The following is a 15,418-nucleotide window of genomic DNA, read 5'->3' on the forward strand; positions in this document are numbered from 1 at the left end:
CCCTCACTTCGGCCTAATGGCTAGCCGTCCTAATTCAAGGGGTATGCGAAACCATTGGAACGAGGCCAGGTAGAAAATGAAGTTCGCGCCGACTGTCGCCTTACCGTTTAGTTTGACCGCCATGCTTCTCGTCGCAGCCGGCTGCTCTTCGACGGCTGGCAGCGCCAACCAGGCCAAATACGACAAGATGAGCTGCAGCGAACTCAACGTCGCGCTCGGCGACACCGCCACCGAGATATCGCGGACCGCGATTGGCCGCGGCAAGGTCGCCAAGACCAGCGTGCCGAGCTGGCTGTTGGGCGGCGAGCGCGTCAAGACGGTGGTGGCCGACCGCGAAACCGCCCGGATCGAGCGGCTGCAGCAACAGCAGCAGGCGATTATCGCGACACGAAAGCGTCAGTGCCCGTCCGCGCAGTGATGGCGCGCCGAGTGCCCGGCTCTCGCCTCAGGCACTGATCCTGAATCGGGTGACGTCGATCGCGGCGTTCATCAGCGTCTGCGTGTAGGCGGCTTGCGGGTTGCTGAAGATTTCTTCCGTCGGCCCTTCCTCGACGATCTTGCCCTGCTTCATGACGATGATGTAGTCGGCCATCGCACGCACCACGGCGAGGTCGTGGCTGATGAACAGATAAGACAGCTCGTGGTCGGCCTGCAGCTTGCGCAGCAGTTCGACGATCTGCTTTTGCACCGACCGGTCGAGCGCCGAGGTCGGCTCGTCGAGCACCACCACTTTCGGCTTCAGGATCATGGCGCGGGCAATGGCGATGCGCTGGCGCTGGCCGCCGGAGAATTCGTGCGCGTAGCGGTTGCGCGCATTAGGGTCGAGCCCGACCTCGCGCAGCGCCTCGACGGCGCGCTGGTCGCGCTGCTTGCCGCTCAACGAAGGCTCGTGCACCAAAAGCCCCTCGGTGATGACCTGGCCGACGGTCATGCGCGGCGACAGCGAGCCGAACGGATCCTGGAAGACGAGCTGCAATTCGCGCCGGAGCGGCCGCATCGCCTGCTTGTCGGCTTGCGAAATATCGCGGTCGCCAAAGCGGATGACGCCGTCGCTGGGCAACAGCCTGAGCAGCGCGCGGCCAAGCGTCGACTTGCCCGAGCCGGATTCGCCGACGATGCCGATGGTCTGGTTGCGCTTCAGCCGGATCGAGATCTTGTCCACGGCATGCAGCATCAGCGGCTCGCCGCCGAGGAAGCCGCCGCCGATCTTGAAGGTGACCTCGACATTCCTGCCTTCGAGCAGCACCGGCGCGTTGGCCGGCGGCGCCGCTTTGGTGCCGGTCGGCTCGGCCGCGAGCAGCATCTTGGTATAGGGGTGCTGCGGCTTGGCAAAGAGCGCCTCGGCGTCGCCCTCCTCCACCACCTCGCCCTGGCGCATGACATAGACGCGGTCGGCGAAGCGACGCACGATGCCGAGATCGTGGGTGATGAAGACGATGGCCATGCCGAGCTTGCGCTGCAGCTCGGCAAGCAGCACCAGGATCTGCGCCTGGATGGTCACGTCGAGCGCCGTCGTCGGCTCGTCGGCGATCAATATGTCGGGATCGTTGGCCAAGGCCATGGCGATCATGACGCGCTGGCGCTGGCCGCCCGACATTTCGTGCGGGTAGGATTTCATCCGCCGCTCGGGGTCGGGAATGTGCACCAGTCGCAAAAGCTTCAACGCCTCTTCCCTGGCCGCCGGCCCGTTCAGCCCACGATGGCGGCGGATCGGCTCGATCAGCTGGTTGCCGATGGTGTAGAGCGGATCGAGCGAGGTCATCGGCTCCTGGAAGATCATGCTGATCTTGCGGCCGCGCACCTTGTTGAGCTCGCTCTTCGACATCGTCAAAAGGTTCTGGCCGCGATAGTCGACATGGCCGGTCGCCTCGCCATTGGAGGACAGCAGGCTCATCGCCGCCATCATCGTCTGGCTCTTGCCGGAGCCGGATTCGCCGACGACGGCGACCGTCTCGCCGGCGTTGACCTTGATGTTGATGCCTTTGACCGCCTCGACGGTGCCGTCGAGGGTCTGGAAGCGGACGCGCAGGTCCTTGACGCTGAGGATCGTTTCGGCGGCCATCTCAGCGATCCTTCGGGTCTAAAGCGTCGCGCAGTCCGTCGCCGACGAAGTTCAGCGCGAACAGTGTCGAGACGAGGAAGAAGGCCGGGAACAGCAGCAGCCAGTTGGCATAGCCGATGTTCTTGGCGCCGACCGAGATCAGCACGCCCCAGCTGGTCATCGGCTCCTGCACGCCGAGACCGAGGAAGGAGAGGAAGCTCTCCAGGATGATGACCTGCGGCACCAGCAGCGTCATGTAGATGACGACCGGCCCGAGCAGGTTAGGGATGACGTGGCGCAGCAGAATGCCGCGCTGGCCGACGCCCATCGCCTCGGCCGCCTGGACATATTCCTGGCGGCGGATGGACAGCGCCTGGCCGCGCACGATGCGCGCCATGTCGAGCCACAGCACCGCGCCGACAGCCAGAAACATCAGCACGAAATTACGGCCGAAGAACACCACCAGCATGATGACGAAGAAGATGAAGGGCAGCGAATAAAGCACATCGACGATGCGCATCATCACCTCGTCGACCCTGCCGCCGGCAAAGCCGGCCGTCGCGCCATAGATGACGCCGATGACGCCGGCGACGACGCCGGCAAGAAGGCCGATGGCCAGCGAGATGCGGCCGGCCATCAGCGTGCGCGATAAGAGGTCGCGCCCGGTGTTGTCGGTGCCGAAGTAGAAATATTGCTGCTTGACGGCCGAGCTCATCGTCACTTCGAGCCCGTCCGGCGACTTGCTCTCGATCCTGGTGTCGTCGAAGGCGTCGGAGCGGTCGAGATAACGCACGTTGCGGTCGTCGACCGGCTTCGTGGACTTTACGGTGACGATGACCCGATTGCCCTCCTGATGCCATTCCTTGAAGTCGACACGCATGCGCTTGACGGCGTCGGTCAACGCGCCCTGGATCATCTCCGGTTTAGGGTAGGCCGACAGGCTCGGCGGCATGCGGACATAGTCGCCATAGATGGTCGTGTATTCATGCGGCACGACCCACGGGCCGAAGATGCTGATGATTGCGATCAGCATCAGGTAATAGAGGCTGAACATGGCGGCGCGGTTGCGCTTCAGCCGCGCCCAGGCATTGCCCCAGGCCGAGCGGCCGACGATCGGTTCGGGAACGACGACAGCAAGATCAGTCATAACGCACCCTCGGATCGACGACCGCGTAGAGGACATCGACGATCAGGTTGAAGACGATGGTGAAGAGCGCGATCACCACCACAGTGCCCATGACCAGCGTGTAGTCGCGGTTGAGCGCGGCGTCGACGAAGTAGCGGCCGACGCCGGGAATGGAAAAGATCGTCTCGACGATGATCGATCCGGTTAGCAGGGCCGCGGCCGCCGGACCGGTGAAGGAGACGATCGGCAGGATGGCGCCGCGCAGCGCGTGCTTGACCACAACCGACCAGTCCGACAGCCCGAGCGCGCGGGCGGTGCGGATGTGGTGCGAGCGCAGGCTCTCGATCATCGAGCCACGCATCAGCCGGGCGACGATGGCGATCTGCGGCAGGGCCAGCGTCAGCACCGGGCCGACTTTGTTGATCAGCGCGCCGTCGCCCCAGCCGCCGATCGGCAGCAGCTTCCAGGAGAGACCGAAGACGAGCTGGATTACCGGCGCGATGACGAAAGTGGGGATGGTGCTGCCGGCAGTGGCGAGCGCAATCACCGAATAGTCGCCCAGTTTGTTCTGGTTGAGCGCGGCGATCGTGCCCAGGATGCTGCCAAGCAGCAGCGCCAATATCAGCGCCGAAGTACCGATCTGGATCGAGATCGGCAGGCCCTTGGCGAACAGCTCGGTGACGGTGAAATCCGGCAAGTTGTAGCTCGGCCCGAAACTGCCGCGCAAAAGATTGCCGAGATAGTGGACATATTGCAGCCAGAGCGGATCGTTGAGGCCGAACTGGGCTTCGAGATTGGCCTTGATCTCGGGGCTCAAGCCCCGCTCCTGGTTGAACGGGCCGCCTGGCGCGACGCGGATCAGGAAGAACGCCACCGTCACGATGACGAACAGCGTCGGGATGGCGGTCAACAGCCGCCGGAAGACATAACGCAGCATCGGCGCCCCGCTTCAGCCAGGGCGACGGCTCTCCAGACGAAGATCCGCGGCGCTGGCATCTCTGATCTTCGCACCCGGCCCGCCGGAATCAAATCCGACTTTCGGCCCGGTACGCCGACAAACCGCGCCGCCGCCCCCCAAATGGAGCGGCGGCACGGCCAAGGTTTCTTGTCAGTCCTTGGAGATGAAGCGGGACGGATGGATGTCCATGACATTGTCGTCGAAGCCATGCACCTTCGAGGAAACGATGTCGTGGAAGCTGTAGTAGAGCAGAGGGATCTCGCCGACATCGTCGACGAGGATGCGCTCGGCCTCGGCGAGGTCCTTCATGCGCTCCTCCGGCTTGCCGCCGGCGGCTGCCGCCTTGTCCATCGCGGCCTCAAAGGCCTTGCTGTCGTAGCTCGAGTAGTTGTTGCCGCTCGCCTTGCGCGAGATGCCGAGGAAGGTCTCCGGGTCCTTGTAGTCGGCGATCCAGGCGGCGCGGGCAACGTCGTAGTTGCCCTTCTGCTCGAGGAAGCTGTAGTGGGTCTTGGTGTCGGTGTTGAGCAGCGTCACCTCGACGCCGAGCGGCTTAAGCTGTTCCTGGATGGCGACAGCGGTGTTCTTGTGGTTCTCCGAGGTGTTGTAGCGGATCTCCATCTTCAACGGATGCTCGGGCGTGTAGCCGAGTTTCTCAAGGATCTTCTTGGCCGCGTCCTCGCGGTCGATTTGCGGCATGTCGGCATATTTGGCCACTGCCGGCGTGTAGCCCTCAATGCCCGGAGGCACCATCGAATAGCCGGGCAGCATCGAATTTTGCCAGACTTTTTCCGCCAGGAAGTCGCGATCTATCGCCATCGAGATGGCGTTGCGCAGCTCGACATTGTCCCACGGCGCCTTGTCGGTCTTGATCGCAAAATAGTAGGTGCCGAGATACGGCCCGACGCGGACCTGGTCGCCGAATTTGGTTTTGAGATCGGCAAGCTGTTCGGTCGGCAGGTCACCGTAGCTGTCGAGTTCGCCAGCCTCGAAGCGCTTCATCGCCGACGAGCGATCCTCGGTCGGGATGTAGTTGACCACGTCGAGCTTGACGCTCGCGGCGTCCCAGAATTTCGGATTCTTGGCCAATTTCATATGGTCGTTGGGAACCCACTCCGCCAGCGTGTAGGCGCCGTTGGAGACCAGTTTGCCCGGCTTGATCCAGTCGGCGCCGAGTTTGTCTATGGAAGCCTTGCTGACCGGATAGGTCGCCTGGTGGGTCAACATCTCCAGGAAATAGGGCGTCGGAGCCTTCAGCGTGACTTCAAGCGTGTTGGCGTCGACCGCCTTGACGCCCATATCCTCGGCCTTGCCTTTCTTGGTGTTGAAGTCCTCGGCGCCCTTCACCGGATAGAGCATCGAAGCGTATTCCGCGGCGGTGGCCGGATCTTCCAGCCGATGGAACGAATAGACGAAGTCGTCCGCCGTCACCGGGCTGCCATCCGACCAGAGGCCGTCCTTGCGCAGCTTGAAAGTGTAGACAGTGCCGTCGTCGGACACCGTCCAGCTTTCGGCGGCGCCGGGGATGAGGTTCGTCTTCTGGTCATGCATGACGAGGCCCTGGAACAGGTCGCGTATGATATCGGCTTCGTAGGTCGTCGACGTCTTGTGCGGATCGACCGTCTCCGCCTCGGCGGCGCTACCGCGGTTGTAGACGGTTTCGGCGTAAGCGTGCGTGTAGAAGGCACCCGTGGCCAGAGCCATGGTGGCGGCGAACACCGTCGCCTTCAGCATGTTTTTCAGCATGAAGTTTCTCCCTGTCGGCGCGGCCCCTCAGCCACGCCTTTTTGAGTGTTGACGCATTGGAACCGTTAAACGGCCCCTTTCAAGCGTGCCGCCGGTCCCTTCCGGCAGCTGGTGGCAGGAGACTAGACAGAGGAGTATTTTATTTCAACCATTGCCTGCTTGACGCTAAGTGAGCGCACCTTTGCTAAAACAGCGAAATCTAACGCTCACAGCTTCAATTCAACTTGCTGCACCTGCCGGTTGTTCAATGCGTTTTCTGTTTTTGCAGCCAGGTCTTGGCATTCTCAGCTCATGCTGAAAAACCGGAAAACCCTCGTTTCTTGGTCTCGTTTCCGAGCCGATACGGCGGCCACGTCGGCGGTCGAATTCGCCATGCTGGCGCCGATCTTCATCGTGCTTCTGCTCGGAATGGTTGCATACGGCATCTATTTCGGCGCCAGCCATTCGGTGCAGCAGATCGCCGCCGATGCGGCGCGGACGGCGATCGCCGGGCTGAACCAGACGGAACGGCAAGCGCTGGTGACCGACTTTGTCACAAATGACGTCGCGGGCTACCCGTTCGTCGATCCCACCAAGCTGACAATCAGCGCGCAGGACAGCGCCGTCGACGGCAGCCAGTTCGTCGTCTCGGTCACTTACGATGCGCGCAACCTGCCGATCTGGAACCTGTTCCGGAACCTGCCGCTGCCGGGCACGACGATCCAGCGCCAGTCGACGATCCGTGTCGGAGGAATTTGATGCGTATCAAGGGGGGATTTATGGGGGCAACCCGGCGGCTGCTTGCCGACCGGAGCGCCAATTTCGCCGTCATGACAGCGTTGTGCACGCCTGTGGCGCTGGCCCTGACTGCTTTCGCGGTCGACGAAGGCGCGCTTTATAACGAGCGCCGCGCCGCGCAGTCGATCGTCGACATCGCCGCGATCACCGCGGCGAACAACATCAGCAACGCCCAGCAAGCGGTGCTGACCGCGCTGAGCGACAATGGCATCAACTCCGTCGCCGTCCAGCAATCGGGCACGACGATCGCGCCGACCGCAACCAAGGCCGTCGTCCAGGTCACACCAGGGCGCTATACCGGTCTGACAACCGTCGCCACCGGCAGCCGCTTCCAGGCGGGGCAGTTGCCCTACAACGCCGTCCAGGTGTCGCTGAAGAAGCAAGGCACGCTCTATTTCGCTGCCTCCATGATGAGCCCGCCGACGATCGGCACAAGCGCCATCGCCAGCGCGCAGCCACAAGCGGCCTTTTCGGTCGGCTCGCGGCTCGCCAGCCTCAATGGCGGCATTCTCAACGCGCTTCTCGGCGGCCTTCTGGGCGGCAACATCTCGCTGAGCGTGATGGACTATAATTCGCTGATCTCAGCCGATATCGACGTTCTTTCCTTCACCGATGCGTTGGCGACGCAATTGCATCTGACCGGGGTTTCCTACAACGACGTGCTCGCCTCGAAGGCAACGGTCGGGCAGATCGCCACGGCCATGGCCAATGTTCCCGGGCTTGGCAACACGGCCAAGGTAGCCTTGCAGACCATGGCCTCCAGCGCCACCAACACCGTCAAGATTCCGCTCAGCACCCTTGTCGACCTCGGGTCGGTCGGCAATCTCGGCATCGGGCAGAAGCCGCCGGGGCTCACCGTGGCGGCGAGCGCGCTCAGCATGCTGACGGCGGCCGCCGGTCTTGCCAATGGCACCAATCAGGTCGCCGTCAACCTCGGCGCCACGATACCGGGGCTGTTGTCGACAACGGTTTCGATCGCCATCGGCGAGCCGCCACAATCCACGCCCTGGCTGGCAGTGGGGGAATTGGGAACTGTGGTTCGCACCGCGCAGACGCGCATCAAGATCAATGCCAGCGTCGGGCTCGGCAATTCCAATCTCGGCGGCGGCATCAGCCTGCTCGCGGTCAACCTGCCGCTCAACATCGAGATCGCCTACGCCGAGGCCAAGCTGACCGACATCACCTGTCCGACCGGCCCATCCAGCATCCAGGTTACGATCGCCGCTCAACCGGGCGTGGTCGCGGCGCATCTGGCCAACAGCAACGCCACCGGTTTCGCCGACTTCACCAAGCCGCAATCCTTCTCCGATGCGGAAATCGCGGATGTCAGCCTGAAGCTGCTGCTGATCAACCTCAGTCTCATACAGATCAACGGTTCGTCTTACTTCAACATCACCAACATGACGCCCACCAACCTGACCTTCAACGCCACCGATATCGCCAACAAGGCGATCAAGACGGTGTCGACCAAAAACCTGACGCAGTCGCTCACCACCTCGCTGGTCAACAATTTGTCGCTGACGGTCACGGCGCTGGGTCTCGGCATCGATCTCACCGCGCTTCTGGGGACCGTGAAGCCGGCGGTGGTTACCGTGCTCGACGGTGTGACCGCGCCGGTCGACAGCCTCGTCTACAACCTGCTCGGCGCGCTTGGCGTGCGTGTCGGCGAGGCCGACGTGCGGGTGACAGGCGCGACCTGCGGACGCTCGGTCCTCGTCCAATAAGCCCGGCCGCCGACGAGGTTAGGCAACCCTTCCGATGAAGCAGCCCAAGGGCGGCAGCGCTAGCGTGGCCTCTTCGAGGACACCGGCAAGGACGCCGGAGCTATCGATCTCAAGCGCGACCAGCTCGACATCGGCAAGCTCCGGCGGCAGCGTCCAGGCCGCCTGATCGCCGGCGAAGTTGAAGACGCAGACCAGCTTCTCGCCATCACCCTCGCGAATGAAGGCCAGCACGTCGCCCTCCGCCTCGAGAAACCGGATGGAGCCGATGGTCAGCGCCGGATGGCGCTTGCGCAAGGCCAGCACCGAGCGATAGGCCGACAGCACCGAATGGTCCTCGCCATTCTCGACATCGACGGCGCGGTCGCGATGCGCCTGCGGCACCGGCAGCCACGGTTTGCCGGTGGAGAAGCCGGCATTCTCAGCCTCCGCCTCCCAGACCATCGGCGTGCGGCAACCATCCCTGCCCTTCACGCCCGGCCAGAAGCGGATGCCGACGGGATCGCGCAGATCCTCATAGGCGAGTTCAGCCTCTTCGAGGCCAAGTTCCTCGCCCTGGTAAAGGCAGATCGAGCCGCGCAGGCAGGCAAGCAGCGCAATCGAGAATTTCGCCACCGCGACCGGATCGCCGCCCGGCCATGTCCAGCGGCTGACATGGCGCACGACGTCGTGGTTGGAAAAGGCCCAGCAGACCCAGCCTTGCGGTGCAGTGCTTTCGAACGCCTCGACGCAGCCGCGCACATGAGCGGCCGAGAATTGCGGGCTGAGCAGGTCGAAAGTGTAGCACATCTGCAATTTGTCGCCGCCGGATACATAGGCGGCGAGCGTCTGCAGCGAACGCTCCTCGTCGCCCACCTCGCCGACCGCGGCACGGTCCGGATATTCATTGAGCAGCGCTCGAAACCGCTTCAGAAAATCGAGGTTCTCCGGCCGCGTCTTGTCGAAGAGATGCTCCTGGAAACCGTAGGTGCTGGTCGAGCCATTGGTGCCGGCGACGCTCGCCGCCAAGGGCGGGTTGTCGCGCAGCCAGCGGTCGTGAACATAGTAGTTGACGGTGTCGAGGCGAAAGCCGTCGACGCCGCGTTCCAGCCAGAAGCGCACGGTGTCGAGCAACGCATCCTGCACCTCCATAGTGTGGAAGTTCAGGTCCGGCTGCGCGGCGAGGAAATTGTGCATGTAATACTGCCGGCGCGTGGCGTCCCATTCCCAGGACGGCCCGCCGAAGACGGACAGCCAGTTGTTGGGCGCGTTGCCGTCCGGCTTGGCGTCGGCCCAGACATACCAATCGGCCTTGGCACTGTCGCGGGCCGCGCGGCTTTCGATGAACCATTCATGCTTGTCGGAGGAGTGCGAGATCACCTGGTCGATGATGAGCTTCAGGCCGAGCCGATGCGCTTCGGCGATCAGCGCGTCGAAATCCTCCAGCGTGCCGAACATCGGATCGACGTCGCGATAGTCCGAGACGTCGTAGCCCATGTCGGCCATCGGCGACTTGAAGAAGGGCGACAGCCAGATGGCGTCGACGCCGAGCGAGGCGACATGGCCGAGCCGCGCGGTGATGCCCTTCAAATCGCCGCTGCCGTCGCCGGTCGTATCCTGAAAGGAACGCGGATAGATCTGGTAGATGACGCAGCCGCGCCACCATTCGGCGCCTTGTTCCGCATTCTCGCCAGCCATCACGAACCCTTCCCGGCTCGGGTCTTTGTCACCCGGCGCTCGATCATGAAATTGACGCTGCGGCCTGAGAGTGGCCGCGCCTGGTCGATCGGCTGCGCCTCTATTGCTGGACGCCACTCCAATCCGTCTCGCACCGGCAAGGAGAAGACGCATTGGCGGCGGTCGCCATTGATCAGGACGGCAAGGCGATTGCCCTCGCTATCGCCAAGCAGCATGACGAGGCGATGTCGGGCAGGATCGTTCCAGTCGGCTTGGCCCAGAGGCGCGCCGGTCTCGGTCAGCCAGGCGACATCGGCGACGTCCGCGTCCGCCGCCGGCTGACCGGTCAGGAAGCGGGTGTCGGTTAATGCCGGAAAAGCGCGGCGCAGCGCTGAGAGCGCCGTCGCGTAACTCTCCAGCGCCTTATCGCGGCCGGCCCAGTCGAGCCAGGTGATGGCATTGTCCTGCGCATAGGCGTTGTTGTTGCCTTTTTGGGTGCGGCCGAACTCATCGCCAGCGGTCAGCATGATCATGCCGCGCGAGGCAAACAGCGTTGCGAGCAACGCGCATCGATCGCCGAAGCGGGCGTCGGCGATCGATGCATCGTCCGTCTCGCCCTCGACGCCGTTATTCCAGGACAGATTGTCGTTGTGGCCGTCGCGATTCTGCTCGCCATTGGCGGCATTGTGCTTGCGCTCATAGGCGACGATGTCGGCCAGCGTCATGCCGTCATGCGCGGCGATGAAATTGACGCTGCGGCTGGCAAGCTGCCCTTCCCTCCTGAACACGTCGGACGAGCCTGCAAGCCGCGTGGCCAGCGCGCCGAGCGCGCCCGCGTCACCACGCCAGAAGCGCCTGATGTCGTCGCGGCAGCGGTCGTTCCATTCCAGATAGGGCGGGCGGAAATTGCCGAGCTGATAGCCGTTCGGGCCGATGTCCCAGGGCTCGGCGATCAACGCCCGGTCGGCCAGTATCGGATCACTTGCGATCGCCTGCAGCAGTGGCGCGTCGGGCTCGAAAGTGCCATCGACGCGGCCGAGCACGGGTGCAAGATCGAAGCGGAAACCGTCGACGCCGGCTTGCCGGACGAAATGGCGCAGCGTGTCCAGCACCATCTTGCGGACCACCGGATGATCGCAGGCAACGGTGTTGCCGGTGCCGGTGTCGTTGGCCAGGCGCCCGTCCGGCAATTGCCGGTAATAGGCCTGCGCGTCGAGGCCGCGCAGCGACAAGGTCGGGCCAAGCCGGTCGCTCTCGCCGGTGTGGTTGAAGACGAGATCGAGGATGGTGCCGATGCCTGCCTTGCGCAGTACCGCCACGGTGTCGCGCAGTTCCGCCAGCCCGCCGGGCGCCAGGCGCGGATCGAGCGCCATGAAGGTGACGGGATTATAGCCCCAGGCGTTGGTCAGACCCAGTGGCGGCAGATGGCGCTCGTCGATCGATGCCGTGACCGGCATCAGCTCGACGGCCGAGACGCCGAGGCGCTTCAGATGATCGATGACGGCCGGATGGGCGAGCGCAGCAATGGTGCCGCGCTGGGCTTCCGGCACGTCCGGATGCAGCTTGGTGAAGGAGCGGACATTGAGCTCGTAGATCAGGCCGCCGGGCTGGAATAAAGGTAGCTTGCTTGGCAGCGGTTGCGGCAAGGCACGCGCGACTGTCTTCGGCATCAGCGAGGCGGTGTCGGCGCCCTCACTACGCTTGGCGGCAAGGCGCCAGTGATATTGATAGGCCCGGTCGATCTCGACGGCATAGGGATCGATGAGCAGCTTGTCGGGATCGAACCAGAGGCCGCGTTCAGGCGCATAATCGCCATCGGCGCGAAACCCGTAGCGCGTGCCCTCGGCAAGGCCGGGGATGAACAGCGCATGAGTGCCCTCGCCTTCCGATTTCAGCTCCAACCGATCGGTTTCGCGCGTGCCGCTGTCGTCGAAGAGCGAGACCCACAGGCGCCGCGCCGATGACGACCAGACGGCGAAGCGGATGCCTTCGGAAGTGATGGTTGCGCCGAGCCGTGTCATGCGGGCCGGCCTTGCGTACTGCAAACGTTGGAGATTTGCCGAAGCCTCCGTGACGTCGTCATCCCAGGGCGAAGCGGGAGCGAAGCTCCGTCGCGTAGACCCTGGGATCCATGCCGTGACCTCGACCGAAGGACGCAGCGGAGCAGAATTCTGAACCGCAGCGCCGCCTCAGCGTCACGGCATGGCTCCTCGGGTCTGCGCCGCGTCGCTCCGCTCCTTGCTCCGCCCGTGGATGACGAAGCGATGGACGTTTTGGCCAATCGCCAGGGCACCACTCTCAAGTAATCACGCTCGGCTTGTCGCGGCCGGTGTGGCTCTTGATGCCGGCGATGTCGTCGGCGGCGGCGATGAGGTCGGCGAGCGCTGCCTGCGTGTCGAGGTCGTGTCTTGCCGTGTCCGGCTCGTAGCGCTCGATATAGACGCGCAGGGTGGCGCCGGACGTGCCGGTGCCGGAGAGGCGGAGCACGACGCGCGAGCCGCCCTCGAACAATATCCTGATGCCTTGATGCTCGCTCACCGAGCCGTCGACCGGATCGTGGTAGGCAAAATCGTCGGCCTTGGTGATCTTCAAGCCGCGCACGCTGGTGCCGGGCAGCGAGCCGAGCTTGGCGCGCAATTCGTCGACCAGCGCGTTGGCGCGGTCGCTCTCGACTTCCTCGTAATCGTGACGCGAATAGTAGTTGCGCCCATAGGTCGCCCAATGCTCGGTGACGATCTCTTTGCAGCTCTCGCCGCGCACCGCCAGGATGTTGAGCCACAAAAGCACGGCCCACAGCCCGTCCTTCTCGCGCACATGGTTGGAGCCGGTGCCGGCACTTTCCTCGCCGCAGATCGTCGCCATGCCGGCGTCGAGCAGATTGCCGAAGAACTTCCAGCCGGTCGGTGTCTCGTAGATGCCGATGCCGAGCTTTTCGGCGACGCGGTCGGCCGCGCCACTGGTCGGCATCGAACGCGCGATGCCCTTCAGGCCATCCTTGTAGCCGGGCGCCAGCTTCGCATTGGCGGCAAGCATCGCAACCGAGTCCGACGGCGTGACGAAGATGCCGCGGCCGATGATCAGATTGCGGTCGCCATCGCCATCCGAGGCGGCGCCGAAGTCGGGCGCGTCGGCTCCCATCATCTCGTCGTAGAGATGTTTTGCGTGGACCAGGTTCGGGTCGGGGTGATGGCCGCCGAAATCGGGCAGCGGCTTGAAGTTGCGGCAGGTGCCGTTCGGCGCGCCGAGCCGATGCTCGAAGATCTCCTTGGCGTAGGGACCGGTCACCGCGTGCATGGCGTCGAAGCGCAGGCGGAAGCCCGACTTGAACAGCTTCTTCAGCGCGTCGAAGTCGAACAGGCTTTCCATCAGCTCGGCGTAATCCTTGACCGAGTCGAAAATCTCGACGGTCATGTCGCCCGCCTTGACGGTGCCGATGGTGTCGATGTCGATCGTGCCGATATCGGCGATCTTGAAGCTGTTGATCTCCTTCGACTTGGCGAAGATCGCGTCGGTGATTTTCTCCGGCGCCGGGCCGCCATTGCCGGCATTGTACTTGATGCCGAAATCCTCATGCGGGCCACCCGGATTGTGGCTGGCCGACAGGATGATGCCGCCGAAGGTCTTGTATTTGCGGATGATGTTGGAAGCCGCCGGTGTCGACAATATGCCGCCCTGCCCGACCATCACCTTGCCGAAGCCGTTGCCGGCGGCAATGGCGATCGCCTTCTGGATGACCTCTCGATTGTAGAATCGGCCGTCGCCGCCAATCACCAGCGTCTTGCCTTGAAAACCTTCCAGCGCGTCGAAGATCGACTGGATGAAGTTCTCTGCATAGTGCTCCTGCTGGAACTCGGGCACCTTCTTGCGCAAACCGGACGTGCCGGGCTTCTGGTCGGTGAAGGGTTTGGTGGGGACGGTTCTGATCATGCCTCAGGCAGTCCTTTTTGAAAGCAGCAAGCGATAAAGTTCGACATATCTTTCGGCGCTCTTGTCCCAGGAGACATCGGCCTTCATGCCCTGGCGCTGGATCGAGGCCCAAATCGCCGGCCTGGCATGCTGCTCGACCAGCCGCTGGATCGCATGAACCATGGCGCCGCCATTGTTGGGCGTGAACTGGAAGCCGGTGGCGACACCGGCCGACAATGCCGCTTCGTTGGCGTCGATGATGGTGTCGGCGAGGCCGCCTGTCCTAGCGACGATCGGCACGCAGCCATAGCGCAAGCCGTAGAGCTGGGTCAGGCCGCAAGGCTCGAAGCGCGACGGGATGACGATGGCGTCGCAGCCGCCCTGCATGGTGTGGGAAAGGCCCTCGTCATAGCCGACGACGACGCCGACCCGGCCGCGATGGCGGGCGGCGGCGGCAAGCAACGTGCCTTCCAGGCCGGCATCGCCCGAGCCCAGGATGGCAAGGCGCGCGCCGGCGGCGACGATACCGTCGACAACCGCCGCCAGGATATCCATGCCCTTCTGCCAGGTCAGCCGGCTGATGACGCAGACGATCGGGCTGCCGTCGGCTGCGAGGCCGAAGCGCTCCTCGACCGCCTTGCGGTTCTTGGCGCGGGCCTCGAGCGTGTCGGCCGAGTAATTCGCCACCAGGTGCTTGTCGGTTTCGGGATTCCAGATATCGACATCGATGCCGTTGACGATGCCGTAGAGGTCGGTGGCGCGCATGTTGATCAGGCCATCGAGGCCCATGCCGAATTCCGGCAAGCGAATTTCCTGCGCATAGGTCGGGCTCACCGTGGTGATCGCCCAGGCGGCCTGCAGGCCGGCCTTGAGATAGCCGACGCCGCCGTAATATTCGACGCCGTCGAGCTGCATGGCGACAGCCGGCAGGCCGAGCTCGCCGAAGATGCCGGCGCCGAACTGGCCCTGGAAAGCCAGATTGTGCACGGTGATCAGCGACGGCACTCCGACCGCCTTGCCGTAGCGCATATAGGCAAGCGTCATCGCCGACTGCCAGTCATGGGCGTGCACCAGATCGGGCTGGTAGCCGGAAATGGCGCCGCCGGCGATGTCGCCGCCGACCTGGCTCAGTGCCGCGAAGCGCCGCCAATTGTCGGGCCAATCGGCGCCCGAAGCGGTGCCGTAAGGGCCGCCCTGGCGGTCGAACAGATGCGGCGCGTCGAGCACGAAGAGGTCGAGATCGCCGATCTTGACCGCATGGACCGAGGCCTTGCCGCCTTGCAGCAGCGGATATTGGTAGACTGCCTTCTTCTTGGTGAAGGCGGCCATCACCACAGGATAGCCGGGGATCAGCGTGCGCATCGCAACGCCTTTGGCGGCCAGCGCGATCGGCAAGGCGCCGGTCACGTCGGCAAGCCCGCCGGTCTTGATCAGCGGGAAGATTTCGGGCGTGACCGACAGAACCTGCATGCGCCTCACATTCCGATCTT

Annotated in this window: 11 protein-coding genes; 3 read left to right on the top strand and 8 right to left on the bottom strand. The window is 63.8% G+C overall.

Going from position 1 to position 15,418, the window contains the following annotated elements; all coding sequences use genetic code 11:
- The first annotated feature begins 121 nt into the window (after window positions 1–121).
- Window positions 122–418, top strand: a complete 297-nt coding sequence (locus tag AB6802_RS26460; protein WP_371013148.1) for a hypothetical protein — start codon at window positions 122–124, stop codon at window positions 416–418.
- Between the two features lie 27 nt (window positions 419–445).
- On the opposite strand, the gene AB6802_RS26465 is transcribed toward AB6802_RS26460, so the two are convergent.
- The 4 genes from AB6802_RS26465 to AB6802_RS26480 all read right to left on the bottom strand — a co-directional run bounded on the left by AB6802_RS26465 (window position 446) and on the right by AB6802_RS26480 (window position 5,868).
- Window positions 446–2,062 carry an ABC transporter ATP-binding protein gene (locus tag AB6802_RS26465; RefSeq protein ID WP_371013149.1) on the bottom strand — a complete coding sequence of 539 codons (1,617 nt, stop codon included), beginning with the start codon at window positions 2,060–2,062 and terminating at the stop codon, window positions 446–448.
- A gap of 1 nt (window position 2,063) precedes the next feature.
- Window positions 2,064–3,188 (bottom strand): ABC transporter permease, encoded by a 1,125-nt coding sequence (locus AB6802_RS26470; RefSeq protein WP_371013150.1) that lies wholly within the window; start codon window positions 3,186–3,188, stop codon window positions 2,064–2,066.
- Entirely contained in the window at window positions 3,181–4,104 is a 924-nt protein-coding gene (locus AB6802_RS26475; RefSeq protein ID WP_371013151.1) for an ABC transporter permease subunit, read from the bottom strand. Before AB6802_RS26475 ends, AB6802_RS26470 begins: the two co-directional genes overlap by 8 nt.
- A gap of 171 nt (window positions 4,105–4,275) precedes the next feature.
- Window positions 4,276–5,868, bottom strand: a complete 1,593-nt coding sequence (locus tag AB6802_RS26480) for a peptide ABC transporter substrate-binding protein (RefSeq protein WP_371013152.1) — start codon at window positions 5,866–5,868, stop codon at window positions 4,276–4,278.
- A 291-nt stretch (window positions 5,869–6,159) separates the two neighbouring features.
- Between AB6802_RS26480 and AB6802_RS26485 the strand changes: the two genes are divergently transcribed.
- The gene (locus tag AB6802_RS26485; RefSeq protein ID WP_371013187.1) at window positions 6,160–6,606 is read left to right on the top strand and encodes a TadE/TadG family type IV pilus assembly protein; all 447 of its coding nucleotides are present in this window, start codon (window positions 6,160–6,162) and stop codon (window positions 6,604–6,606) included.
- A complete protein-coding gene (locus AB6802_RS26490) occupies window positions 6,606–8,369 on the top strand; it encodes a TadG family pilus assembly protein (protein ID WP_371013153.1) in 1,764 nt (587 codons plus the stop codon). Before AB6802_RS26485 ends, AB6802_RS26490 begins: the two co-directional genes overlap by 1 nt.
- An 18-nt stretch (window positions 8,370–8,387) precedes the next feature.
- Here AB6802_RS26490 and AB6802_RS26495 read toward each other — a convergent pair whose 3' ends face one another.
- The 4 genes from AB6802_RS26495 to glgA all read right to left on the bottom strand — a co-directional run bounded on the left by AB6802_RS26495 (window position 8,388) and on the right by glgA (window position 15,398).
- The gene (locus AB6802_RS26495) at window positions 8,388–10,043 is read right to left on the bottom strand and encodes an alpha-glucosidase family protein (protein WP_371013154.1); all 1,656 of its coding nucleotides are present in this window, start codon (window positions 10,041–10,043) and stop codon (window positions 8,388–8,390) included.
- Complete coding sequence (gene glgX, locus AB6802_RS26500; protein WP_371013155.1) at window positions 10,043–12,043, bottom strand: glycogen debranching protein GlgX; 2,001 nt, start codon at window positions 12,041–12,043, stop codon at window positions 10,043–10,045. The genes AB6802_RS26495 and glgX overlap by 1 nt, the downstream gene beginning before the upstream one ends.
- 277 nt (window positions 12,044–12,320) lie before the next feature.
- The gene (locus AB6802_RS26505; protein ID WP_371013156.1) at window positions 12,321–13,949 is read right to left on the bottom strand and encodes an alpha-D-glucose phosphate-specific phosphoglucomutase; all 1,629 of its coding nucleotides are present in this window, start codon (window positions 13,947–13,949) and stop codon (window positions 12,321–12,323) included.
- A gap of 3 nt (window positions 13,950–13,952) precedes the next feature.
- Window positions 13,953–15,398, bottom strand: coding sequence for a glycogen synthase GlgA (gene glgA, locus AB6802_RS26510; RefSeq protein ID WP_371013157.1), 1,446 nt, complete (start codon window positions 15,396–15,398; stop codon window positions 13,953–13,955).
- Window positions 15,399–15,418: the final 20 nt, after the last annotated feature.

The sequence above is a fragment of the Mesorhizobium sp. RCC_202 genome (assembly GCF_041355295.1).
In the GTDB taxonomy this organism is placed as follows: domain Bacteria; phylum Pseudomonadota; class Alphaproteobacteria; order Rhizobiales; family Rhizobiaceae; genus Mesorhizobium.